The organism is Mesorhizobium sp. WSM1343 (assembly GCF_055901535.1).
This window is the reverse complement of sequence record NZ_CM148370.1, coordinates 6,273,500-6,295,881: the sequence shown is the minus strand read 5'-3', so window position 1 is coordinate 6,295,881 and position 22,382 is coordinate 6,273,500. Positions and strand designations below refer to the sequence as shown.

At 62.7% G+C, this 22,382-nt stretch carries 20 protein-coding genes; 14 read left to right on the top strand and 6 right to left on the bottom strand.

Annotation, left to right across the window (positions count from 1 at the left end; translation table 11 throughout):
• Nucleotide 1 precedes the first annotated feature (1 nt).
• Nucleotides 2-583, bottom strand: a complete 582-nt coding sequence (locus AC0NIL_RS30505; RefSeq protein WP_473573241.1) for a TadE/TadG family type IV pilus assembly protein — start codon at nucleotides 581-583, stop codon at nucleotides 2-4.
• A 137-nt stretch (nucleotides 584-720) separates the two neighbouring features.
• Nucleotides 721-1,143, bottom strand: a complete 423-nt coding sequence (locus AC0NIL_RS30500) for a pilus assembly protein N-terminal domain-containing protein (RefSeq protein ID WP_013533687.1) — start codon at nucleotides 1,141-1,143, stop codon at nucleotides 721-723.
• 334 nt (nucleotides 1,144-1,477) lie between these two features.
• On the opposite strand from AC0NIL_RS30500, the gene AC0NIL_RS30495 reads away from it, so the two are divergent.
• The 9 genes from AC0NIL_RS30495 (at nucleotide 1,478) to AC0NIL_RS30455 (ending at nucleotide 10,554) form a co-directional block, all read left to right on the top strand.
• Nucleotides 1,478-1,660, top strand: a complete 183-nt coding sequence (locus tag AC0NIL_RS30495) for a Flp family type IVb pilin (RefSeq protein ID WP_063171181.1) — start codon at nucleotides 1,478-1,480, stop codon at nucleotides 1,658-1,660.
• Nucleotides 1,661-1,831: 171 nt separating this feature from the next.
• Complete coding sequence (locus AC0NIL_RS30490; RefSeq protein WP_013533685.1) at nucleotides 1,832-2,350, top strand: A24 family peptidase; 519 nt, start codon at nucleotides 1,832-1,834, stop codon at nucleotides 2,348-2,350.
• A gap of 213 nt (nucleotides 2,351-2,563) precedes the next feature.
• The gene (gene cpaB, locus AC0NIL_RS30485; protein WP_013533684.1) at nucleotides 2,564-3,376 is read left to right on the top strand and encodes a Flp pilus assembly protein CpaB; all 813 of its coding nucleotides are present in this window, start codon (nucleotides 2,564-2,566) and stop codon (nucleotides 3,374-3,376) included.
• Nucleotides 3,373-4,893: a type II and III secretion system protein family protein gene (locus tag AC0NIL_RS30480; RefSeq protein WP_063171182.1), complete on the top strand. Its 1,521-nt coding sequence runs from the start codon at nucleotides 3,373-3,375 to the stop codon at nucleotides 4,891-4,893. The genes cpaB and AC0NIL_RS30480 overlap by 4 nt, the downstream gene beginning before the upstream one ends.
• Before the next feature lie 14 nt (nucleotides 4,894-4,907).
• Entirely contained in the window at nucleotides 4,908-5,642 is a 735-nt protein-coding gene (locus AC0NIL_RS30475) for a CpaD family pilus assembly protein (RefSeq protein WP_063171183.1), read from the top strand.
• 18 nt (nucleotides 5,643-5,660) lie between these two features.
• Nucleotides 5,661-6,950, top strand: a complete 1,290-nt coding sequence (locus AC0NIL_RS30470; RefSeq protein WP_275954062.1) for a CpaE/TadZ family protein — start codon at nucleotides 5,661-5,663, stop codon at nucleotides 6,948-6,950.
• 29 nt (nucleotides 6,951-6,979) lie between these two features.
• Nucleotides 6,980-8,479 (top strand): CpaF family protein, encoded by a 1,500-nt coding sequence (locus AC0NIL_RS30465; RefSeq protein ID WP_013533680.1) that lies wholly within the window; start codon nucleotides 6,980-6,982, stop codon nucleotides 8,477-8,479.
• A gap of 29 nt (nucleotides 8,480-8,508) precedes the next feature.
• Nucleotides 8,509-9,522 carry a type II secretion system F family protein gene (locus AC0NIL_RS30460; RefSeq protein ID WP_013533679.1) on the top strand — a complete coding sequence of 338 codons (1,014 nt, stop codon included), beginning with the start codon at nucleotides 8,509-8,511 and terminating at the stop codon, nucleotides 9,520-9,522.
• A 9-nt stretch (nucleotides 9,523-9,531) separates the two neighbouring features.
• The gene (locus tag AC0NIL_RS30455) at nucleotides 9,532-10,554 is read left to right on the top strand and encodes a type II secretion system F family protein (protein ID WP_013533678.1); all 1,023 of its coding nucleotides are present in this window, start codon (nucleotides 9,532-9,534) and stop codon (nucleotides 10,552-10,554) included.
• A gap of 90 nt (nucleotides 10,555-10,644) precedes the next feature.
• Here AC0NIL_RS30455 and AC0NIL_RS30450 read toward each other — a convergent pair whose 3' ends face one another.
• Nucleotides 10,645-11,466, bottom strand: a complete 822-nt coding sequence (locus AC0NIL_RS30450) for a tetratricopeptide repeat protein (protein WP_013533677.1) — start codon at nucleotides 11,464-11,466, stop codon at nucleotides 10,645-10,647.
• Between the two features lie 116 nt (nucleotides 11,467-11,582).
• Between AC0NIL_RS30450 and AC0NIL_RS30445 the strand changes: the two genes are divergently transcribed.
• From AC0NIL_RS30445 to pdeM, 5 genes are all read left to right on the top strand, one after another.
• Entirely contained in the window at nucleotides 11,583-12,947 is a 1,365-nt protein-coding gene (locus AC0NIL_RS30445) for a leucyl aminopeptidase family protein (RefSeq protein ID WP_024503184.1), read from the top strand.
• Nucleotides 12,948-13,019: 72 nt separating this feature from the next.
• A complete protein-coding gene (locus AC0NIL_RS30440) occupies nucleotides 13,020-13,370 on the top strand; it encodes a MarR family winged helix-turn-helix transcriptional regulator (RefSeq protein ID WP_013533675.1) in 351 nt (116 codons plus the stop codon).
• Between the two features lie 30 nt (nucleotides 13,371-13,400).
• Nucleotides 13,401-14,261: a C40 family peptidase gene (locus tag AC0NIL_RS30435; RefSeq protein WP_024503183.1), complete on the top strand. Its 861-nt coding sequence runs from the start codon at nucleotides 13,401-13,403 to the stop codon at nucleotides 14,259-14,261.
• Between the two features lie 200 nt (nucleotides 14,262-14,461).
• Entirely contained in the window at nucleotides 14,462-17,011 is a 2,550-nt protein-coding gene (locus AC0NIL_RS30430) for a ligase-associated DNA damage response DEXH box helicase (RefSeq protein ID WP_473573239.1), read from the top strand.
• Nucleotides 17,008-17,724, top strand: coding sequence for a ligase-associated DNA damage response endonuclease PdeM (gene pdeM / locus AC0NIL_RS30425; protein ID WP_013533672.1), 717 nt, complete (start codon nucleotides 17,008-17,010; stop codon nucleotides 17,722-17,724). Before AC0NIL_RS30430 ends, pdeM begins: the two co-directional genes overlap by 4 nt.
• Nucleotides 17,725-17,730: 6 nt before the next feature.
• Here pdeM and AC0NIL_RS30420 read toward each other — a convergent pair whose 3' ends face one another.
• The 3 genes from AC0NIL_RS30420 to AC0NIL_RS30410 are packed head-to-tail and all read right to left on the bottom strand — an operon-like array spanning nucleotide 17,731 to nucleotide 22,331.
• Complete coding sequence (locus AC0NIL_RS30420; protein ID WP_473573238.1) at nucleotides 17,731-18,666, bottom strand: dimethyl sulfoxide reductase anchor subunit family protein; 936 nt, start codon at nucleotides 18,664-18,666, stop codon at nucleotides 17,731-17,733.
• Between the two features lie 3 nt (nucleotides 18,667-18,669).
• Nucleotides 18,670-19,404 carry a 4Fe-4S dicluster domain-containing protein gene (locus tag AC0NIL_RS30415; protein ID WP_024503180.1) on the bottom strand — a complete coding sequence of 245 codons (735 nt, stop codon included), beginning with the start codon at nucleotides 19,402-19,404 and terminating at the stop codon, nucleotides 18,670-18,672.
• Nucleotides 19,401-22,331, bottom strand: coding sequence for a molybdopterin oxidoreductase family protein (locus AC0NIL_RS30410; RefSeq protein ID WP_473573236.1), 2,931 nt, complete (start codon nucleotides 22,329-22,331; stop codon nucleotides 19,401-19,403). Before AC0NIL_RS30410 ends, AC0NIL_RS30415 begins: the two co-directional genes overlap by 4 nt.
• Between the last annotated feature and the right edge of the window lie 51 nt (nucleotides 22,332-22,382).

Genomic DNA, 22,382 nt, shown 5'->3' with positions numbered 1-22,382 from the left:
CTCAGTTGTCGAACGGTTCGTTCTGCCAGGTCACCGATGCGAAGTGCAGCGTCTTGTTGCCGCCCATCGATTTGGCCAGCAGGTCGGTCATGATCGGCCATTTGTAAAAGACCCGCAGCATGTTCCTCGACTCCGCCGCACCCGCTGTCACTGAAAACGACTGGGTTGCGGTGCCTTTCGTCAATACGACATCGCCGTTCTGGATCTTGAAGCCGGCCGTGGCCGCATCGGCGAACGATGTATATTGGCGAAGATCCACCAGCAGTTGATTGGGACAATCCTGGGAAACGATGATCTGTAGTTTTGTGCAGATCATGTCCCGCAAGTTGGTTCCGGCGACGTCAACCGCCCTCAACTGGCCGGTGCGAAGCTTGCGCGCGACATCGTCGGTGATGTTGGCCATCACTTCCTGCGCGGCAAACGAGATGCAGCTTTCCAGAATGGCGAAGACAAGCAGCGCGAAGGGGACTGAAAGGATCGCGAATTCGATTGCCGTGGCGCCGCGCCGGTCACGAAGAAAGCGGGCGAAAAACCTTGGGCATCTCACTTTGTGGTCGCCTGCGCGGCCGTATCCGTTGCTCATGTCCGATCCTGCCGATCTCTATGCGGTCTCGGAAGGACCATTAACGCAAACCGATTGAGGTCCGGTTTGGATGATCGTTAAAGTCGGCGCAGGCCTCTTAACCGGCCAATAACCGCACCGGCAGCCGGTCACGCCACCTATCGGCTGACGCTCATCTCCGCCTCGGAAGACTTCTCCGCTTCGCTCTTGTAGGAGCTTTCGCAATAGGGCGTGCAGGACATCGTCTGGATTTCGGCACGCCGATAGATGCGCACCGACGAAGCGGCCTGCCGCACGACGGTTACCTGCTCATCGACGATGGGACTGCCGTCGGTATCGAGCACGACCAGATTGGTGACGCCGAAACCTTTGCCGGTGAGCACGATCGTCGAAGCGTCCTGCACGGAAGCGTCGGCGATTGCCGGGTTGCCGACCACGATGGTGTCTGCGGGACGCGACAGTTTGACGATCTTGGCCTGGTTCATCGTGACCTCGATGCCGGCGCCGGCCATGGCGGGCGCGACGAAGCTCGAGACGGCAAGAAGCGCGGCAATCAGGATTGACGATCTCGGCTGGGCCATTGAGGCGCTCCACGCAGGCGGACTGATCAACGGAACATGAACGAGATTGGTGAACCAACGGTTAAGCCTGCGATGTTGCCAATCCTGCAATGGCCGATAAGGGCGCCCCGCGAGGCGCGGTCCAGTCGGGGCGCAAGCCTGCCAAACCTGGGACTGGAAGGCGCGGCGATACTTTAGCCCGAAGTTAACCACGCAATATGTTCGAACCGGGAAAGGAATCGGTAAGGCTGTTTCTTAAGCCGATCGAAAGAGCTTCTCCCTAGATTGGCAGCATCCGATCAACCATCACAGAAGTTGACGGAAGTGCTGTAACACGTGGAGTAGGAGCTCTCGAATGTCTAATCTCATCGCACGTTTTGTGAAGGACGAATCCGGCGCGACCGCTATCGAATATGGTCTGATCGCCGCTCTCATCGCGCTCGCCATCATCACTGGCGCCGGCACGCTCGGCAATGCGCTGAATGCCAAGTTCACCAACATTGGCAGCACCCTGAACGGCACGCCGAGCGGCAGCTGATCGGCTTATCGCCGAGCACTTGCATTACATTTCTGGAAAAGGGCCGCCGCGTGGCGGCCCTTTTTCTATGCCGCTGCCAATATAGGTCGTCTTTTCGTTCTTGGCCTCATCAATCGTTAATCGAACATACTTAGATTGAGCCCGTGAAATCGGACAATAGGCATGGCGCCGATGCTTGAAGCCCTGATCTTCGTCGTCTTTCCGTTCTGCATGCTGTTTGCCGCGATCTCCGACATGCTGTCGATGACGATCGCCAACCGCGTGCCGGTGCTGCTCGTCGTCGTTTTCGCGCTGGTCGCGCCCCTTACAGGCATGGACTGGGCGGCCTATGGCGGACATTTCGCCGCCGGCGCCCTGGTCCTGGCCGTGACGTTCGGCCTGTTTGCAATAGGCGGCATGGGCGGCGGCGACGCCAAGCTTCTGGCCGCAACCGCGATGTGGATGGGCCTCAATGTCAATCTCGTGGAGTATCTTGTCGCCTCGACAATCATCGGCGGCCTGCTGACGCTCGCGATCATCCTCTACCGGAAGTCGATGCTTGCGGCCGTTACCGGCCAAAATCCGTTTCTGCGCCATTTCGCCGACGAGGCAAAAGGCGTTCCCTATGGCGTCGCGCTCGGCCTTGGCGGGTTGCTGACCTATCCGGACTCGCCTTTGATGATATGGGCGCTGGCCAGGCTGGCGGCCTGACCACGATATTATTTTATTGTCTGTCAGCATTGCCGAGACCCCGTTCTCAACGGGGTCGGCCCGGCTGTTTTGGCCGGTCCGGCTATAGTCCGGCTAATTTATGTAAACGTTAAATTAATCACGATCGTAAGCATTACATTAACCTTGTTTTGACGATTGCCGCTGCAAAGTCCGGCTTGGCTACGTGGTTTGCCAGGGCAAGGGTTCGGACAGATGCCAGCATCGCGATTGATAATTCTGAGCGTGGCGGTGGCCGCGGCGGGTGGCGCTGGCTATGTCGCGAAGAACATGGTGGCACCGCCGCCCCAGGTCGTCGTTGATTCCGCTCCCCAGGCCCCGGCAGTGGCACTCCAGGATGTGCTTGTGCTTTCAGGCGACGTTCCGATGGGCAGCCCGATCCAAAACAACATCGCCTGGCAATCCTGGCCCGCCGACGGCGTCAACGCGAATTTCATCACCCGCACCGCCGAGCCCGAGGCGCTGGACAAGCTGAAGGGTTCCATTGCCCGTGTGGCGATGTATGCCGGAGAGCCGCTGCGGCGTTCCAAGCTGATCGGGGAGGGGCAGAGCTTCATGTCGTCGATCCTGCCTTCCGGCATGCGGGCGGTCGCCACGGCCATCTCGGCCGACACGTCGGCCGGCGGCTTCATTCTTCCCAACGATTTCGTCGACGTCATCATGACCCGCAGGGCCGATGCCGCCAGCGGTGCCGCCGGCTTCAACACCGAAACCATCCTCAAGAACATCCGCGTCCTGGCCATCGACCAGACCATTCAGGAGGACGAGGAAGGCAAGAAGACCAGGGTGGGCCAGACCGCCACGCTGGAACTGACGCCCAAGCAGGCGGAGATTATCACCGTCGCCCAGCAGATGGCGGATCGCCTGACCCTGGCGCTGCGGGCGGTCGCGGACACGCAGGAAAAGAATGTGGGTGAGGCCGACTATCTCGTTTCCGGCAATGGCCGCAGGGGAACGGTGAGGCTGATCAAGTCGGGCGAAGTTTCCGAAGTGGGAGCAAGGAAATGAAGCTAGGTGGCAAACTGCCGGCAATCGTAGCCGCGGCATTCGGCCTGCTGCTCGTCGGAACGAATGTGCAAGGCAGCGTCGTCGAGGCAAAGAACGCGCAGGTCACGGCATCGACGGCCACCCAGCGCGTCAAGCTCGGCCTCAACAAGTCGGTGGTCATCGACCTGCCGAGCGATGCCTATGACATTCTCGTCGCCAACCCGGCGGTTGCCGATGCGGTGACCCGCACCGCAAGGCGCATCTATCTGTTCGGCAAGGCGGTCGGCGAGACGAACATCTTTGTCTTCGGCCCCAATGGCGAGCAGATCGTCAGTCTGGACCTGGCCGTCGAGCGCGACGTTGCCGGCCTTGAGGATTATATCAGGCGCTTCCTGCCGACGTCGGCCATCAAGGTGGAACTGCTGAACGACAACGTCGTCCTGACCGGAACGGTCGACACGCCGCTGGACGCAAAACGCGCGGTCGACCTGGCGACGATCTTCGTTTCCGGTGGTGAAGCGACGACCGGACAATATTCGCAGACCGCTGCCGGCGGTTCGGCCCAGAGCGGTGTCGACATCAACAATCCGGACCAGGAGCGCCGCACCAGCAAGATCGTCAACCTTTTGCAGATCATTGGCGACGACCAGGTCACGCTGAAGGTCACGGTCGCCGAAGTCAGCCGCTCGGTGATGAAGCAGCTCGGCGTCAACATGGTCGGCAGCGGGGGCAGCAACGGCATTAGCTACGGCGCGGTCAGCGACAATTTCATGGGTCTCGGCAAGCAGCTATCGAACTCGGGCCTCCAGGTCGGCGCGTCGGGGCTGCAGGCCTATGTCAACGCCATGGAGCAGTCCGGAGTCATGAAGACTTTGGCGGAGCCGACCTTGACCGCCGTATCCGGCGAGAAGGCGACCTTCAAGGTCGGTGGTGAATACAACATGGTCACAAATGTCGACCAGAAGGTATCCGACGACAACCGGACTGGGTTGAAGACCTACAGTGTCGAAAAGATCGAGTACGGCATCGGCCTGGAATTCCAGCCGGTGGTGTTGTCTCCCGGCCGCATAAGCCTGAAAGTCCGAACCTCGGTTTCCGAGCCGACAACCGAGGGATCCGTGTCGTTGTCCGAAGGCGTGACGAGTTCCGGCATGAACGCCCTTTCGCTGCGTAAGCGTCTTGCCGATACGACCGTTGAACTGCCCTCGGGCGGCTCCATGATGATCGCCGGCCTGGTTCGCGACGATGTCAGGCAAGCCGTCAACGGACTGCCCGGACTGACAAAGATTCCAGTGCTTGGCGCGCTCTTCCGCAGCAGGGATTTCGTCCGCAACGAGACCGAGCTCGTCGTCATCATCACCCCCTATCTGGTGAAGCCGGTGGCACGCAACGACCTTGCCAAGCCGGACGACAATTTCAACGCCGCCAGCGATGGCGCCGCCATGTTCCTTGGCCGCGTCAATCGTGTCTACGGCACCATGCAGACCGACAAGCCCAACGGCCGCTACCACGGCGTCGTCGGCTTCATCTACAAGTGAGCGGAGAAGCGGACATGTCTCAGTCAGCATTGAAGGCAAGCACCATCGCCGCAACGATGCGCTTTGGCCGCTCGCGGGTCTGCCGGCGGTCCGTTCCGGTTCTGGCGATTGCGATGGCGGCACTGCTGGCCGGCTGCGCCCAGCGCGACAGCATCACGGTCGGCTCCATCCCGGACGATTATCGCACCAACCATCCGATCGTGATCGCCGAGAAGAACCAGAAGATAGATCTGCCGGTGGGCGCCGGTGACCGTGGCATGACGGGCTCCCAGCGTGACACGCTTTCGGGCTTCCTCGACGGCTACGACAGGAGCGCCGCCCCGACGCTGACGATTGCAATCCCGGCAGGCTCGGCCAACGAGGTCGCGGCGGCCGCTGCCGGGCGTGATTTCGCCCGGCTGGCGGTTGCCAGCGGCATCAAGCGCAACCGGATCGTCATGACCTCCTATCAGTCCGCTTCCGCCGAAGCCTCGGCCCCCATTCGCGTTGCCTATATCTCGGTGAAAGCCCAGACCGATAAATGCGGGCGCTGGCCCGAAGATCTCGTGGAGACATCGGAAAACAAGCACTATGCCGATTTCGGCTGCTCCTATCAGAACAATCTTGCTGCCCAGATGGCCAATCCGGCCGATCTGCTTGGACCACGCAAGCAGGCGCCTATCGACGCCGAGCAGCGTGGAAAAGTCATCGACGGGTACCGAAATCAACCGTTCTTTGATTGGCAAGCAGAAGGCGAAGTTAGCTACTAAAGCGCAGTTCCGGAGCACATGGACATGAACAATCTGGCCTATGACACTCCTGTGGACGGCAGCGATACCTCGCAGCAGGACATCGCCGCGATGCAGGCGTTGCGGCCGATCCCGCGCATCTCGATCCAGGCATTCTGCGAGACCGAGGGTGTTGCCAACCCGGTCGAGCGCGCCGGCGAGGACCGTCGCATGACGAAGGCGCATCTCAAGGTCCACATGGGCGGTGTTCCCACTGCCATCGAATTCTACCAATCGGCGCCGACGCCCAATCTGATCCTGCTGGAATCGCGCAGCGAGCCCAAGCAATTGCTGGAACAACTCGCCCAGCTTTCGGAATATTGCGATCCGACGTCGAAGGTGGTGGTGATCGGCCACTACAATGATGTCGGCCTCTACCGGGAACTCATCCGCAACGGCATTTCCGAATATGTGATCGCTCCGGTCTCGATGGCCGACATCGTCAGCGTGGTGTCGTCGATTTTCATCGATCCGGAAGCCGAGCCGCTCGGCCGCTCGATCGCCTTCGTCGGCGCCAAGGGCGGTGTCGGCTCCTCGACGATCGCCCACAATGTGGCTTGGGCGATGTCCTCCCTGTTCAAATCCGAAGTGGTCGTCGCTGATCTCGATCTGGCTTTCGGCACCGCCAACATCAATTTCGACCAGGATCCGGCGCAAGGCATTGCCGAGGCGGTGTTTTCACCGGAACGCATCGATGAAGTCTATCTCGACCGGCTGCTGACCCAGTGCGCCGCGCATCTGTCGCTGCTGGCGGCGCCTTCGACGCTCGAACGGGTCTATGATTTCGATCCAGAGGCCTTCGTTCAGCTCATCGACACCGCCCAGCGCAGCGTGCCGCTTCTGGTGCTCGACGTCCCCCATGCCTGGACGGGCTGGACCAAGAACACCTTGGTCAAGGCCGACGAGATCGTCATCACCGCGACACCGGAACTTGCCAATCTGCGCAACACCAAGAACCTCATCGATATGCTCAAGCGGCTTCGTCCCAATGATCCGCCGCCCAAGCTGATCATCAACCAGGCCGGCGTCCCGAAACGCCCGGAGATTTCGCCGGCCGATTTCGCCGAGCCGCTCGGTCTGTCGCCAATGTCGGTCATTGCTTTTGATCCCTTGCTGTTCGGCAATGCCGCCAACAACGGACGTATGCTTGGCGAAATGGATGCCAAGAACCCGGTCGTCGCAATGATCAACGAAATGGCGCATGTGCTGACCGGGCGCAGCGAAATCAAGATCAGGAAGAAGGCCGGGCTCGGCAGCCTGCTCGGCAAGCTCTCGCGCAACAAGAAGTGACGCTTCAGCAGTGGAATCGGTAGTCGATCATGTTTGGTAAAAGAGGCAGCGACGACGGCAACCGGTTCACGCCGGAATTTCGCCAGCCAGCACCGGCGCCTGTTGCGCCACCGGCTGCAGGTTCCGTGGACACGGCGGTTCTGACACGGCCTGCGGCGCCAAGCGCGCCTGTCGCGCCGCCGGCGCGCCGTGCGGTCGAGGCACCGCCATTGGCGCCTGAGCCGAAGCGGGCACAGCGCGAAAAAAGCGAAACCTATTACGATACCAAGAGCCAGGTCTTCTCCGCACTCATCGACACCATAGATCTGTCGCAGCTTTCCAAGCTTGATCCTGAAAGTGCGCGCGAGGAAATCCGCGATATCGTCAACGACATCATCGCGATCAAGAACTTCGCAATGACGATCGCCGAGCAGGAAGAGCTGCTCGAGGACATCTGCAATGACGTGCTCGGCTATGGGCCGCTCGAGCCGCTGCTCGCCCGCGACGACATCGCCGACATCATGGTCAACGGCTCCAGGAACGTCTACATCGAGGTCAACGGCAAGGTCGAACAGACCGGCATCCGCTTTCGTGACAACCAGCAGCTCCTCAACATCTGCCAGCGCATCGTCAGCCAGGTTGGCCGCCGCGTCGACGAATCCAGCCCGATCTGCGACGCGCGCCTCCCCGATGGCTCCCGCGTCAACGTCATCGCGCCGCCGCTCTCCATCGATGGCGCCACGCTCACCATCCGCAAATTCAAGAAGGACAAGCTGACGCTCGACCAACTGGTCAAGTTCGGCGCCATCTCGCCGCAGGGCGCCGAAGTTCTCAAGATCATCAGCCGTGTTCGCTGCAACATCGTGATCTCGGGCGGTACCGGTTCGGGCAAGACCACGCTGCTCAATTGCCTGACCAACTATATCGACCGCGAGGAGCGCGTCATCACCTGCGAAGACTCGGCCGAGCTGCAATTGCAGCAGCCGCATGTGGTGCGCCTCGAAACCCGCCCGCCCAATCTGGAGGGTGAGGGTGAGGTGACGATGCGCGACCTGGTCAAGAACTGCCTGCGCATGCGGCCCGAGCGCATCATCGTCGGCGAAGTGCGCGGACCCGAAGTGTTCGATCTTCTGCAGGCGATGAACACCGGCCATGACGGCTCGATGGGCACGATCCACTCGAACAGCCCGCGCGAATGCCTGAACCGCATAGAATCCATGATTGCCATGGGCGGTTATTCGCTGCCGCAGAAGACAGTGCGCGAAATCGTCGTCGGCTCCATCGACGTGATCATCCAGGCAGCGCGCCTGCGCGACGGATCGCGCCGCATCACCCACATCACCGAGGTGATCGGGATGGAAGGCGACGTTATCATCACGCAGGATATCGTCCTCTACAACATCAAGGGTGAGGACGCCAACGGCCGGCTGTTGGGTGAGCACGTATCGACCGGCATCGGCCGTCCGCATTTCTGGGAGCGTGCACGCTATTACGGCGAGGAGCAGCGTCTCGCCATTGCGCTCGAGGCGATGGAGAAACGCGCTGACTGACGTCTGCTGGGGTGTAAGGGTTCGGGCCAATGTTTGGAATTGACGGCACAGTACTGGCGTTTGTCGTGCTCGCCGGCTTCAGCGCCGGCGCCGTCGCTTATGCATTTCTGTTCACCCGGATCAGCAACGAGAAACAGGTCGGCAAGCGGCTCGAAACAATCAGGACCGCCGAGACGGATCGCTCCGTCGTCAAGGCCTCGCGCGACCGCGTGGCGGAAGCCGCCAAGCGGCGCAAATCGGTTCAGGATTCTCTCAACGAACTCGACGCCAAGCAGAAAACCAAGGACAGCCGCGTCAAGAAGCCGCCGCTGAAAGCCCAGCTTCGTCAGGCCGGCCTCAAGACCACCATCGAGCGTTTCTATATATATTCCGCAATATGCGGCATCGTTTTGACGATGGCCGCTTTCGTGGCCGGAGCCCCGCTGATCGCCTTGCCGGGCGTGCTGCTGGCCGGGGGGCTGGGCCTGCCGCGCTGGTTCGTCACGTTTCGCCGCGCCCGCCGGGTCAAGGCATTCCTCAACGAATTTCCAAACGCGCTCGACATCATCGTGCGCGCGGTCAAATCCGGCCTGCCGCTGAACGATGCCGTGCGCCTGATCGCCAACGAATCGCCCGAACCCGTAAAGACCGAGTTTCGCCGCATCGTCGATTCACAGCAGATGGGCCTCTCTATCCCCGACGCGACCTTGCGCATGCCCGAAACCATGCCTTGCACCGAGGCAAGCTTCTTCGGCATCGTTATCCAGATTCAATCGCAAGCCGGCGGCAATCTCTCCGAGGCGCTGGGCAATCTTTCGCGCGTGCTTCGCGATCGCAAGAAGATGAAAGCCAAGGTCGCGGCGCTGTCGATGGAAGCGAAGGCATCCGCCGCGATCATCGGTGCGCTGCCCTTCATCGTCGCCTTTCTCGTCTACCTGTCGAGCCCGGCCTACCTGATGCCGCTGTTCAACACCAGCGTCGGAAACCTGATCCTTGGTTGCTCTGCGGTCTGGATGTCGATCGGCATCCTGGTGATGCGCAAGATGATGAACTTCGAAGTCTAGGATGCTGGCATGACCGAGCAAGTCATCAAGACCCTGACGGATCCGAGCTTCCTGATCGCGATGCTGGTCGCGATAGCGGTGTTTGCGACCGTCTTCACCTTGCTGCCGGCGTTTGGCGGAAACCAGCTCAAGTCACGCATGAAATCCGTTGCGCTGGAGCGCGACGAACTGCGTGCGCAACAGCGCGCCCGGCTTGCGGTCGAGGCCGACCGCCGTCGCAAGGGCTTGCGTGAGGAACAGTCGATCGGCATGCGCAACATCGTCGACCGGCTGGATCTGAGACGCGCGCTCGCCGATGAAGGCACCTTGCAGAAACTCAAGGTGGCCGGTTTTCGTGGACAGAATCCGCTGACGCGGTTTCTTTTCTTCCGTCTCGTGCTTCCTTTTGTCGGTTTCGCGCTGGCCGCAATCTACATCTTCGTGCTCGGAGGACTGCCCGACAAGCCATTGGTCATCAGGCTGTTCGTCTGCATCCTCGTTGCTTACGGCGGCTTCTACGCGCCGGTCATCTACGTCAACAACCGCGCCACCAAGCGCAAGCAGTCGATCCAGATGGCATGGCCGGATGGGCTCGATCTGATGCTGATCTGCGTCGAATCGGGCATGTCGGTGGAAGCAGCATTGCGCAAGGTCGCCGACGAGATCGGCGCGCAATCGGTGGCGCTGGCGGAAGAGTTCATCCTCACCAATGCCGAGCTTTCCTATCTGCCGGAGCGCAAGCAGGCCTACGAGAACCTGGCAAGCCGCACCGGCCTGGATTCGGTCAAGTCGGTGTCGCAGGCGCTCGTCCAGGCCGAGCGTTACGGCACGCCGGTGGCGCATGCACTGCGCGTGCTTGCCGCCGAAAGCCGCGACATGCGCATGAATGCGGCCGAGAAGAAGGCGGCCGCCCTGCCGCCAAAACTCACCGTGCCGATGATCCTGTTTTTCCTGCCGGTGCTTTTCGCCATCATCCTGGGTCCCGCCGGCATTCAGGTCAGCCAACGCGGTATCTTCGGCGATCATGCGGCGCCGGCAACAAACGCCCAGTAGCGGCAAGGCAAATTCCTGCAGTACACTTCAAACGAAGAGGCCGCGCTGCATGCAGCGCGGCCTCTTCGTTGGGGCATCGGAATTGTGGTCTCAGTTGGTTGCGGATTTCGGCTTATCCTGGTCCTTGAGCTGGCTCCAGGCGTTCTGTTGGGCCAGCATCTGCCTGAGATAGGCGACATTTGCCTGCGCCTGTTCGGGCGACAGTTCCTGCGAGGCGATCTTCTCGGCCTCGTCGAACCGGCCTTGCAGGCCGACGACCAGCGCCAGGTTCTGGCGGACCCGGCTGTCCGCATTCGGCTGTTGCGCGGCCGAGCGCATATAGGTTTCGGCGGTGCGCAGATCACCTTCCAGCACATACGACATGCCAAGATTGGAGAGCACGGAAGGCTCGTTCGGCTTGAGGTCGAGCGCCTTGCGGTAAAGCTGGCGCGCATCGTCCTTCTGGCCGGTCTGGTCGAGAATGGCCGCTTCCGCCGACACCAGCCTCCAGTCGGGATATTCCGGTGTCTGAGCGCGACGCACGGCGTCGAGCGCCGCCTCGAACTGGCCATTGGCGGCCAGCGCCTTGCCATAGGAGGCAAGCACGTCACGATCCTTGGGCAAAGCGATGGCGAGTTTGCGCATCACGGCCAGCGACTGGTCGGCGTCGCCATCCATCTGTAGCGCCGCCGCATAGTTCGTCGCTATCCGCTTGTCGTTGGGGTTCTTCGCGTAGGATTGGCCAAGTGCACCGGTGGCATTGTGCAGTTCGCCGGCCGACATGCTTTCAAGCGGTTTGCCGCTGGTGCGTGCGATAGAGCCGGTGGAGAGCTTGTCGGTTCCGCAACCGGCGACGCCCGCCGTCAGCGCCAGCACAAGAGCCATGGTGATGAGCCGTTTTCCCCTGATATTGATCCTGCGGTTGGTCGGCATGGCACCCTAAGCCTCCATTCATGCGCGGCCATTGCGTGGCCGTCTTCCCTCTCGCAGAAATATTCTGTTAACCCTAACGGACGGTTAAGAACGGCGACTCACACGGAGAACATCGCATGCCTGTCGAACTCGTCGGGAAGACATTGCCGGGCGCGTTGCCGGTCCATCTGGTCGCCAGGGACGGTCTGGACGCGGCCGGTCTTGCGCCGGCCGCCATCGCCTGGGCCAGGGCCAACGGCTTTTCCGGCGAGGCAGGCAGGACACTGGTCGTGCCCGGCGAAAACGGGGCGCTCGGCGGCGCCTTGTTCGGTATCGGCGATGGCGAAGGCGCGCTTGCCCTCGGCGCATTGTCGAAAGCCTTGCCGGAAGGCGACTGGCATTTCGCCTTGGCGCCGGCCGAGGCCGAACTCGCGGCGATCGCGCTGCTGCTCGGCGGTTATGTCTTTACCCGCTACGGCAAGAAGCCAGGCAGGGCGCTGCGCTTCGGCCTGCCGGCCGACGTCGATGCCGGGCGCGTTCGCCGCATTGTCGATGGCGTCTTCCTGACACGCGATCTGGTCAACACGCCGACCAGCGATATGGGTCCGGAAGATTTGGAGCAGGCGGTGCGGACCCTGGCCGCCAGGCACAAGGCCGAAGTCTCGGTGATCAAGGGTGACGATCTCCTCGACCGGAACTTCCCGATGATCCATGCGGTCGGCCGTGCGTCGACCAGCGCACCGCGCTTGATCGACATGCGATGGGGGCAGCAAGACGCACCGAAGGTGACGCTGGTCGGCAAGGGCGTCTGCTTCGACACGGGCGGCCTCGACATCAAGCCATCGTCCGGCATGCTGCTGATGAAGAAGGACATGGGCGGTGCCGCCAATGTCCTTGGCCTCGCCTCGATGATCATGGCTGCCGGGCTGAATGCGCGGCTGCGCGTGCTCATTCCCGCGGTGGAAAATTCGATTGCCGGCAACGCCTTCCGGCCTGGCGACGTGCTGATGAGCCGCAAGGGCATCACTGTCGAGATCGGCAACACGGATGCCGAGGGACGGCTGGTGCTGGCCGACGCGCTGGCGCTGGCCGACGAGGAGGAGCCGCAGCTTCTGGTTGACATGGCGACGCTGACCGGGGCTGCCCGTGTCGCGCTCGGCCCCGATCTGCCACCGTTCTACACCGGCGACGAAACGCTGGCATCCGATCTGGCGGAGGCTTCCGTCGCGACGGAGGATCCGCTGTGGCGCATGCCGCTGTGGCGGCCCTACGATGCAAAACTGTCGTCGAAGATCGCCGACATCAACAATGTCACCACGGACGGTTTCGCCGGCTCGATCACAGCGGCGTTGTTCCTGAAGCGCTTTGTCGAAAAAACCGCGGGCTGGGCGCATTTCGACATCTTCGCCTGGAATCCGGCTGATCGTCCGCATGGCCCCGCCGGCGGCGAGGCACAGGGCATCCGCGCGCTGGAGCGGATCATCGCGAAACGCTATGGCTGACAGTCGCAGGCGAAAGACGGCAATCGCTTTGACTGAAACGGAACCGAAACAATTTGCCGTCATGCTGGCGCGATGTCGATTGCGATGCGCCCGAGCCAGGCCTTGCGACTGTGGCAGCAGGTGATGCTGTCGCAGGTGCGCGACGACGCGCCCGATCTGACCATGCGCCAGACGGCGATCCTGTTCACCATCTATCTCGATCCGCCGCCGCACACCGTGCGCGGGCTCGCCGCCCGGCTCAATGTGACCAAGCCGGTGATCACCCGCGCCCTTGACACGATGGGCGCTTTGAAACTCGTCTCGCGCCATCGCGACGAGCTCGACAAGCGCAATGTTCTGATCAGGCGCACGGTCGAGGGCGCGCTCTTTGTCGAGCGCTTCGGCGATGGTATCATCGCCAAGGCGCTCGAACTGCCGATGTGAGCGAATTTACCTTTCAACAGAGTGCTCGATTTGACTGCCAGGGATGCCCGCCTTCACGCTTTTCGCTCCGACCTTGCCGATGCACGGCTGAAGGGTGAGGTCGCCGCTGACCGCTTCGTCGCCGGCCGGCCGGCGCGGATCATCGCGTCAGTAGCCGATATGCGCAAGGCGCCGCGGCCGGATGCCGGCGTCAACACGCAAGCCCTGTTCGGCGACGATGTCCTGGTCTTCGATGTCGCTGAAGGCTGGGCCTGGGTCCAGGCCGAACGCGACGGCTATGTCGGCTATGTCGCCGACACGATGCTGGGCAAACGGGACCATATGCCGACGCACATCGTCTGCGTGCCGCGCACCTTCCTCTATCCCGCGCCGGATCTGCGCTTTCCGATCGCCGGACAATTGTCGATGGGATCGACGGTGACAGTGACGGAGGCGGCCGAGACGCGCGGTACGCACTATGCGGTCCTGCCGTCTGGCGAGGCGCTGATCGCAGGTCACCTGCGGCCGCTCAGTGAAGCTGCCTCCGACTATGTCGCGGTTGCCGAGGCGTTTCTAGGAACACCTTATCTCTGGGGCGGTACTTCCGGTTTCGGCATCGACTGTTCGGGGCTGGTGCAACTGGCGATGCGCATGGCCGGCAGAGACGTGCTGCGCGATTCCGACATGCAGGCTGCGGCCCTTGGCGAGCCGCTGGAACCGGGACCTGATTTCTCCGGCTTGCGACGCGGCGATCTGGTGTTCTGGAAGGGCCATGTCGCCGTCATGACCGATGCCGACACGATGATCCACGCCAACGGTCACACCATGCTGGTGTCGAGCGAAGGCCTGAAGGATGCGGTTGACCGCATCGGTTATCTCTATGGTGGCCCGACAGGGTTCAGGAGGCCGTAGCCCTTCTTCCTTCGCCCCGTTCACGGGGAGAAGGTGCCCGAGGGCGGATGAGGGACAGCGCCAGCATTGAGAGGTTCGCGCCGCCCCCCACCTGCCTGCCGGCATCCTCTCCCCGTAGACGGGGCGAGGAAAGCTCACCTCGATCACCTTTTGTTCCGATTTTCCTTGGCGTTCGCGCGCCGTCGCGCTACCTCTGGCGGGTGACAGTTGAGCCGCGCCTTGCCGAACAGAATGCCGCCGTGGCCCTGCCCGAACCATTCCTCAGATGGTTTGGCGAGAAAGGCTGGTCGCCGCGCGCCCATCAGATCGAACTTCTGGCGAAGGCCCAGGCCGGTCAGTCGGTACTGCTGATCGCGCCGACCGGTGCCGGCAAGACGCTGGCCGGCTTCCTGCCTTCGCTGACCGAACTGGCCAACCGGTCAAAGAGAAAGCCGGGCCAGGCGCAGCGCGGTATCCACACGCTCTACATCTCGCCGTTGAAGGCGCTTGCCGTCGATATCGAGCGTAATCTCGGCAAACCGGTGGAAGAGATCGGGCTGCCCGTCACCATCGAGACGCGCACCGGCGACACGCCGGCGCACAAGCGCCAGCGCCAGAAACTGGTGCCGCCCGATATCCTGCTGACCACGCCCGAACAACTGGCGCTGCTGATTGCGGCCGGCGATGCCAGACGCTTCTTCGAAGATCTGCGCTACGTCGTGCTCGACGAACTGCATTCGCTGGTGACATCGAAACGCGGGCATCTGCTGGCGCTCGGCCTGGCACGGTTGCGCAGCTTTGTCCCTGGTCTGCAAACCATCGGGCTATCGGCGACGGTGGCCGAACCGGACGAGTTGCGGCGCTGGCTGGTCAGCCAGAATCCACCCAAGGGTTCGACAGGCCATGACATGGCCGAACTGATCGTCGTCACCGGGGGTGCGAAACCGGAGATTTCCATCCTCGACTCCGAAGAGCGCGTGCCATGGGCAGGACATTCTGCGCGCTACGCCACGCCGGAAATCTATCGCGAGATCAAACGCCACAAGACGACACTGCTGTTCGTCAACACCCGCAGCCAGGCGGAACTGCTTTTCCAGGAGTTGTGGCGGGTCAACGAGGACACCCTGCCGATCGCGCTGCATCACGGCTCGCTCGACGTCGCCCAGCGCCGGCGCGTCGAGAAGGCGATGGGCGAAAACGCGCTGCGCGCCATCGTCGCCACCTCGACGCTCGATCTCGGCATCGACTGGGGCGATGTCGATCTGGTCGTGCATGTCGGCGCGCCAAAGGGGGCGAGCCGGCTGGCACAGCGCATCGGCCGTGCCAACCACCGCATGGACGAGCCGTCCAAGGCGATCCTCATCCCCGCCAACCGCTTTGAGGTGCTGGAATGCCGGGCCGCCCTCGACGCCAACTATCTAGGCGCGCAGGACACGCCTCCGTTGATCAATGGCGGGCTCGATGTGCTGGCCCAGCATGTGCTCGGCTGCGCCTGCGGCGCGCCGTTCCGTGCCGATGACCTGTACGAGGAGGTGCGAACGGCAGCACCCTATGTCAGCCTCGACCGGCCGACATTCGACCGCGTCATCGATTTCGTTGCCACCGGCGGCTATGCGCTCAAGAATTACGAACGCTACGCCCGCATCCGTTTGAACAAGGACGGGTTGTGGCGGGTGTCCAATCCGCGCGTCGCCCAGCAATACAGGCTGAATGTCGGCACCATCATCGAGGTGCCGGCGCTGAATGTTCGATATGTGCAGGCCGGCAGCAAAGGCGCGGCTTCGCGTGGCGGCCGGGTCCTCGGCAAAATCGAGGAGGCCTTCCTCGAAACGTTGACGCATGGCGACACGTTCATGTTCGCCGGCAAGGTGCTGCGCTTCGAGGGCATCCGCGAGAATGAATGCTTCGTGTCGAACGCGCCGGGCAGCGATGCCAAGGTGCCCTATTATGGAGGCGGCAAGTTTCCGCTTTCGACCTATCTCGCCGAACAGGTCCGCATCATGCTCGATGACCCGCAGCGATGGAAAAAGCTGCCCGAGCAGGTCGCCGACTGGCTGCGCTTCCAGGCCGACAAATCGGTGCTGCCCAAGCGCGACGACCTGCTGATCGAGACCTTTCCACGCGGCAATCGCCATTATCTGGTGGCTTACCCGTTCGAGGGCAGGCTGGCGCACCAGACGCTCGGCATGCTGCTCACCCGCCGCCTCGACAGGGCAGGAGCCAGGCCGCTCGGCTTCGTCGCCACCGACTATGCCTTAGCGATATGGTCACTGGGCGACATGGGCGCGATGTTCAAAGCCAGGAAGCCTTCGCTGAGCGCACTTTTCGACCAGGACATGCTGGGCGACGACCTCGAAGCCTGGCTGGCCGACAGCTGGCTTCTCAAGCGCACCTTCCGCAACTGCGCGCTGATTTCCGGATTGATCGAGAAACGCCACCCTGGCCAGGAGAAGAGCGGCCGCCAGGTCACGGTCTCGACCGACCTGATCTATGATGTGCTGCGCAGCCATGAACCGGACCACATCCTGCTGCAGGCCACGCGCGCCGATGCGGCGGCCGGCCTGCTCGATGTCAGCAGACTTGCCGACATGCTCTCGCGCATCCAGGGTCGAATCGTGCATAAGGCACTCGAACAGATATCGCCGCTCGCCGTGCCGATCATGCTCGAGATCGGCAAGATGCCGGTGAACGGCGAAGCCGATGAGACATTGCTGATGGATGCGGCGACGCTGGTCGCAGAGGCCATGGGGCCGGAGATGGTCGAGGAATGAATTTTTCGCTGGCGCGCACATCGCTGATCGCCGAGGCCGATCTTGTCGGCATATCAGGCGAACGCGCCGTCTGCGACCCGCGCGGCGTGCTTTATTTTCCGGATCTGCGGCTTCTGGCCGTGTCCGATCTGCATCTGGAAAAGGGTTCGTCGCTGGCACGCCGCGGCACGCTGATCCCGCCCTACGACACCGGCGCGACCTTGCTGCGATTGCAGGCCGTCATCGCTGACTACCAGCCGTCTATCGTCATCAGCCTGGGCGACAGCTTTCACGATGGCGGTGGCGCCCAGCGCATGCATGCAAGCTTCCGCGAGCGGCTGGAGGCGTTGATATCAGGCCGGCAATGGTTCTGGGTCGCCGGCAATCATGACCCGGAAGCACCCGCCGACCTGCCTGGCGAGACGGTGCGTGAACTTGCTATAGGCTCGCTGCTGTTCCGGCATGAGCCGTCGAAGCAGCGTGTCGAAGGCGAAATAGCGGGCCATCTGCATCCCTGCGCCCGCATCGTCCAGCAGGGCCGCTCGGTGCGGCGGCGCTGCTTTGCCGGCGACGGAGGCCGCATGATCATGCCGGCCTTCGGCGCCTATACAGGCTCGCTCAACGTGCTCGACCGCGCCTATGCCGGGCTGTTCCGGCTGGACACGCTGATGGCTTATATGCTGGGCGCCCAACGCATCTTTGCCATTTCCGGCTCGATGCTGCGGCCGGGCTAAACAGCCCTACCTGCCGTAATAGAGCGTAACCGTGTGCTTCGCCTCTGCAAAGAACAGCCAGCGCTCGACCAGCATGCCGGCGAACTGGATTACAGCAGCGAGTACCGACAGCAACGCTGCCGGCGGCCAGGGCAGGGCGAACACAATGGCGAGCAGCCCCAAGGGCAACGCGAAAGCCAGAAGCTGCGTGATCTGGCGCAGCCGCGCGCCATGCTTGCGCGCGATGCGGAAACCCATTTCCTTGAGCAGGTAATTCTCTTCGGTATGCGGCCATTCCAGCGACCGCACTGTACCGCCGGCCAACCCGGTCGCGGTGTTGGCGGTGGTCGGGATCTCCAGCCGGTCATTGTAGCGCCAGGTCGCCAGCTTCCAGCCCCAGCCGGTCAAGGTCAGCAGCAGGCAAGCAGCCAGCTGCACCTTCGAACCAAGCGCAAAGCCCTGCAGCAGCGCGTTCAGCAGCACGCTGCCGGTCATTGCCGAGAAGATGACATAGCCGGGCAGGGTGAAGCGGCTATGCCATTGGGCGATCGGTTTCAGCGACGCATAGATCATGCCGGTGGTGCAGACGGTGATGATTGCGCCGATGGCGGCCAGAGATCCGGCGATGCCGACCCAGCCATCGGTCTTGCCGAAGAATATCCAACCGATGCCGAACAGTCCCGCCGGAATGAAGGTGATGACCGAGGCAACACCTTCGCGCGACAGCCATGAACTGCGCCATTGTGAGAACGCCCGCCAGGCGCGTTCGGGTCTGCCGAGGTGGCCGGTCGATGACAACAGGCCGGCCACGATCAGGCCGAGCGCCAGGCCCATGCCGATGAAGCCCAGCCAGAAATCGGGTGGGATGATCTGGAAGCCTCCGAGCGTGCCCAGCAGCGCGAGCAGGCCGTAGCCCGCGCCGGTGGCAGTGGTGAAGAAGACGACGGAGAAGGCTGGATGCATGGGTCAGTTCGAAAGCATGCGGTCGACCCAGCCGAGGAAACCGCCGTCGGCCCGCACCGGTTCCAATGCCGGCGCGGCCACCGATGCGGCGCGCGCGGTGTGGGCGCGCGGCGGCAAATATTTGTTGGTCGGGCGATAGCCGAGCTCAGGCATCAGGTCGACGCCGCCACGCTCCGCCACCAGTTGCGAAACAGCCGACAGGGGATCGCCGAGATCGCCGAAATGCCGGGCACTGGTCGGGCAGGCGGCGACGCAGGCCGGCACGCGGTCTTCTTCGGCCAGATTGTCATTGTAGATGCGGTCGACACACAGCGTGCATTTCTTCATCACCCCGACATCGGTGTCGAATTCGCGTGCTCCATAAGGACAGGCCCAACTGCACAATTTGCAGCCGATGCACTTGTCCTCGTCGATCAGCACGATGCCGTCCGAAGCCCGCTTGTAGGAGGCGCCAGTCGGGCAGACGGTGACGCAGGCCGGCGTCTCGCAATGCAGGCAGGAGCGCGGGAAGTTCACCGTCCGTCCGCCCATCTCGGTGGTGTGCTCATAGCTGTGCACGCGGTTGAACCAGACGCCGTCGACATGGCCGCCATAGGGATCGATGTCGGTCAGCGGCGCCATGTGGCCGCCGGTGTTCCATTCCTTGCAGGCGGTGACACAGGCCTGGCAGCCGACGCAGGTATCGAGGTCGATCACAAGGCCGAGTTTCTTGTCGCTTTGACTTGGCAGACAGGTCATTTGGTCGCCTCTCTCGCCCGGCGGAATTCGGCGCCGAAAGTCAGTCTGTCGGGCGAGGGTTCGAAATGCGGCGGCTGCTGGAAACGCTCGAATTGCGGCTCGGTAAAGCCGGCGTCTTCAGCCGCGCATTTGACGATGCGCACGCGAAGGTCGAACCACGCAGCCTGGCCGGTCACCGGATCGGAATTCGAATAGCGTTTGCCCTGAGCGTCAGCCGAGGTCTGGTCGCCGATGATATGGTTGAGCAGGAAGCCGCGATTGCTCTCGGCCGCGTCGTCCTTCAGCCCCCAGCTGCCGCGCCTTTTGCCGATGGCGTTCCAGGTCCAGACCGTGCTTTCGTTCACCCCGTCGATCAGCTTGATCTGCCCCTTCACTCTGCCGTTGATGCTTTCGATCCACACCCAGTCGTCATCGACAAGGCCGAGACCGGCTGCCGTCCGGTGATGCACGAACAGCCGGTTCTGGCTGGTGATCTGCCGCAGCCACGCATTCTGCGAACCCCAGGAATGGTACATGTGCATCGGCCGCTGCGTCAGCGCATGCAGCGGATATTTTTCGAGGTCGACGACCGCTTCCTCGAAGGGCATGTGCCAGAAGGGCAGCGGGTCCATGTAGGTCTCGATGCGCCGGCGATCGCCTTTCGGCGGCACCACACGGCCATGGCCACGCGCGGCGAGCCTGAAGCGCTGCATAGGCTCCGAGTAGAGCTGGAAAACGATCGGTTCGGCTTTCGGGATAAAACCCATCTGCACCGCGAAGTCGAGATAGGAGCGGTTGGCCATCTTATAATAGCGCTGGTCGTCCGCGAAATCATGATGCCAGAAGCCGCCATTGTCGATGTAGCGCTGCAACTGGTCCGGGTTGGCCTCACCCCTGCCGGTCGAGGTCCCATCCTTGCCGCGCCAGCCGGCGAGCGGGCCGATGCCGGGCGTGCGCTCATGGTTGACGATGTAGTCGGCATAGTCGCGGTATCTGGGCGAGCCGTCCTCATCGACGAAACCAGGCAGGCCGAGCCGGGCGCCGAGTTCGATCAGCACCGACTGGAACGGCCGGACGTCGCGGTCGGGCTCGATGACGGGATGGCGGATGGCGTCGCCCGGTCCGTCGGCATGACTGATCGGCCGGTCGAGCAGGCTGATGCAGTCGTGGCGCTCAAGATAGGTCGTGTCCGGCAGCACCAGATCGGCGAACGGCACGGTCTCGGAATAATAGGCGTCGGAATAGATGATAAAAGGGATCTTGTAGTTGCCCGCTTCGTCGCTGTCGGTCAGCATCGCCATGGTCTCGACGGTGTTCATCGAGGAATTCCACGCCATGTTCGACATGTACATCATCAGCGTGTCGATCTTGTAGGGATCGCCTGCCCAGGCGTTGCGGATGACGGTGTGCATCAGGCCGTGCGCGGCCAGCGGCGCGTCCCACGAATAGGCCTTGTCGATGCGAAGCGGCGTGCCGGCCTCGCCGACCAGCAAATCGTCCGGCCCGCAGACGAAGCCGAGCGGCATGCCGTCGAGCGGCGTCATCGGCTTGACGGTCTTGCCCGCCGGCTTCGGTCCGGGCGGCGCGGATCGAGGGTAGGGCGGCTTGAAGCGGAAGCCGCCGGGGACATCCACCGTGCCCAACAGCACCTGAAGGAGATGGATGGCGCGGCAGGTGTGAAAACCGTTCGAATGGGCAGAGATGCCGCGCATGGCGTGCATCGAGACAGGCCGCCCCTTGATCGTCTCGTGGCGGCGCCCGGCCCAGTCGGTCCAGGCGATCGGCAATTCGATCGTCTGTTCGAAGGCGACATGGGCGAGTTCGGCGGCGATCCTGCGGATCGTGTCGGCGGCAATGCCGCAGCGCTCGGCGACCGAGTCCGGTGCGTAACTCTCATCGAGGTAGCGGTCGGCGATCAACTGGAACACCGGGACGCAGCGGCGCCCGCCGATCGTGAAGCTGCCGGTCAGCGCCGGTTTCGCACCGGCATCGGCGGCGCTGACCGGTGTCTTCGCCGCCCTGTCCCAAGCCAGCGGATTGCCGTCGGCATCGCGCACGAACAGTCCGTCATCGGCAGCACCCGGCTCCTGGATGACGAGCGAATGGGCATTGGTGTAGCGCAGCAGATACTCGAGATCGACGCGACCCGCCTTGAGCAATTCGTGGATGAGGGCGAACACGAACAGGCCGTCGGTGCCGGGCCGGATGCCGATCCAGTCGTCGGCAATGGCATTGTAGCCGGTGCGGCACGGATTGATCGAGACGACCCTGGCGCTGCGCGCCTTGAGTTTGCCGAGGCCGATCTTGATCGGGTTGGAATCGTGATCCTCGGCAACCCCGAACAGCATGAAATACCGGGAGTTGTCCCAGTCGGGCTCGCCGAACTCCCAGAACGAACCGCCGATCGTATAGAGGCCGCCGGCCGCCATGTTGACCGAACAGAAGCCGCCATGGGCGGCGAAGTTCGGCGTACCGAACTGGCTCGCCCACCAGCCGGTCAAGGATTGGGATTGATCGCGGCCGGTGAAGAAGGCGAGTTTCCTGGGGTCGGTCCGGCGGATGTTCGACAGCCGTTCCGTAGCGATCGAAAACGCCTCCTCCCACTCGATCTCGCGGAACTCGCCCGAGCCTCGCGGCCCGCTGCGCAGCAGGGGCTTCTTCAGCCTTGCCGGACTGTAGTGCTGCATGATGCCGGAGCTGCCCTTGCCGCAGATCACGCCGCGATTGACCGGATGGTCCTTGTTGCCGTTGATGTAGCGGACCTTGCCATCCTTGATGTGTACATCGATTCCGCAGCGGCAGGCGCACATGTAGCAGGTCGTCTTGGCGATGCTGTCGGAAACGGCAGGCGAGGTGTCGACGCCGTCGCCTTCGTCAGGCGCTCGCGTGTCGGCAAGCGGGCGTTGCGATGGTGCCGAATTCGCGCCGCGCGGCGGTCCCTGCATCATGATCCGGTGGCGCCTGTACGGCGCATGGATTTGGCCCGCGTCTTCGGTCCG

Coding starts and splice junctions, on each gene's coding strand:
- AC0NIL_RS30505 (WP_473573241.1), bottom strand. CDS start 583: ATGAGCAACGGATACGGCCGCGCAGGCGACCACAAAGTGAGATGCCCA.
- AC0NIL_RS30500 (WP_013533687.1), bottom strand. CDS start 1,143: ATGGCCCAGCCGAGATCGTCAATCCTGATTGCCGCGCTTCTTGCCGTC.
- AC0NIL_RS30495 (WP_063171181.1), top strand. CDS start 1,478: ATGTCTAATCTCATCGCACGTTTTGTGAAGGACGAATCCGGCGCGACC.
- AC0NIL_RS30490 (WP_013533685.1), top strand. CDS start 1,832: ATGCTTGAAGCCCTGATCTTCGTCGTCTTTCCGTTCTGCATGCTGTTT.
- cpaB (WP_013533684.1), top strand. CDS start 2,564: ATGCCAGCATCGCGATTGATAATTCTGAGCGTGGCGGTGGCCGCGGCG.
- AC0NIL_RS30480 (WP_063171182.1), top strand. CDS start 3,373: ATGAAGCTAGGTGGCAAACTGCCGGCAATCGTAGCCGCGGCATTCGGC.
- AC0NIL_RS30475 (WP_063171183.1), top strand. CDS start 4,908: ATGTCTCAGTCAGCATTGAAGGCAAGCACCATCGCCGCAACGATGCGC.
- AC0NIL_RS30470 (WP_275954062.1), top strand. CDS start 5,661: ATGGACATGAACAATCTGGCCTATGACACTCCTGTGGACGGCAGCGAT.
- AC0NIL_RS30465 (WP_013533680.1), top strand. CDS start 6,980: ATGTTTGGTAAAAGAGGCAGCGACGACGGCAACCGGTTCACGCCGGAA.
- AC0NIL_RS30460 (WP_013533679.1), top strand. CDS start 8,509: ATGTTTGGAATTGACGGCACAGTACTGGCGTTTGTCGTGCTCGCCGGC.
- AC0NIL_RS30455 (WP_013533678.1), top strand. CDS start 9,532: ATGACCGAGCAAGTCATCAAGACCCTGACGGATCCGAGCTTCCTGATC.
- AC0NIL_RS30450 (WP_013533677.1), bottom strand. CDS start 11,466: ATGCCGACCAACCGCAGGATCAATATCAGGGGAAAACGGCTCATCACC.
- AC0NIL_RS30445 (WP_024503184.1), top strand. CDS start 11,583: ATGCCTGTCGAACTCGTCGGGAAGACATTGCCGGGCGCGTTGCCGGTC.
- AC0NIL_RS30440 (WP_013533675.1), top strand. CDS start 13,020: ATGTCGATTGCGATGCGCCCGAGCCAGGCCTTGCGACTGTGGCAGCAG.
- pdeM (WP_013533672.1), top strand. CDS start 17,008: ATGAATTTTTCGCTGGCGCGCACATCGCTGATCGCCGAGGCCGATCTT.
- AC0NIL_RS30420 (WP_473573238.1), bottom strand. CDS start 18,666: ATGCATCCAGCCTTCTCCGTCGTCTTCTTCACCACTGCCACCGGCGCG.
- AC0NIL_RS30415 (WP_024503180.1), bottom strand. CDS start 19,404: ATGACCTGTCTGCCAAGTCAAAGCGACAAGAAACTCGGCCTTGTGATC.
- AC0NIL_RS30410 (WP_473573236.1), bottom strand. CDS start 22,331: ATGATGCAGGGACCGCCGCGCGGCGCGAATTCGGCACCATCGCAACGC.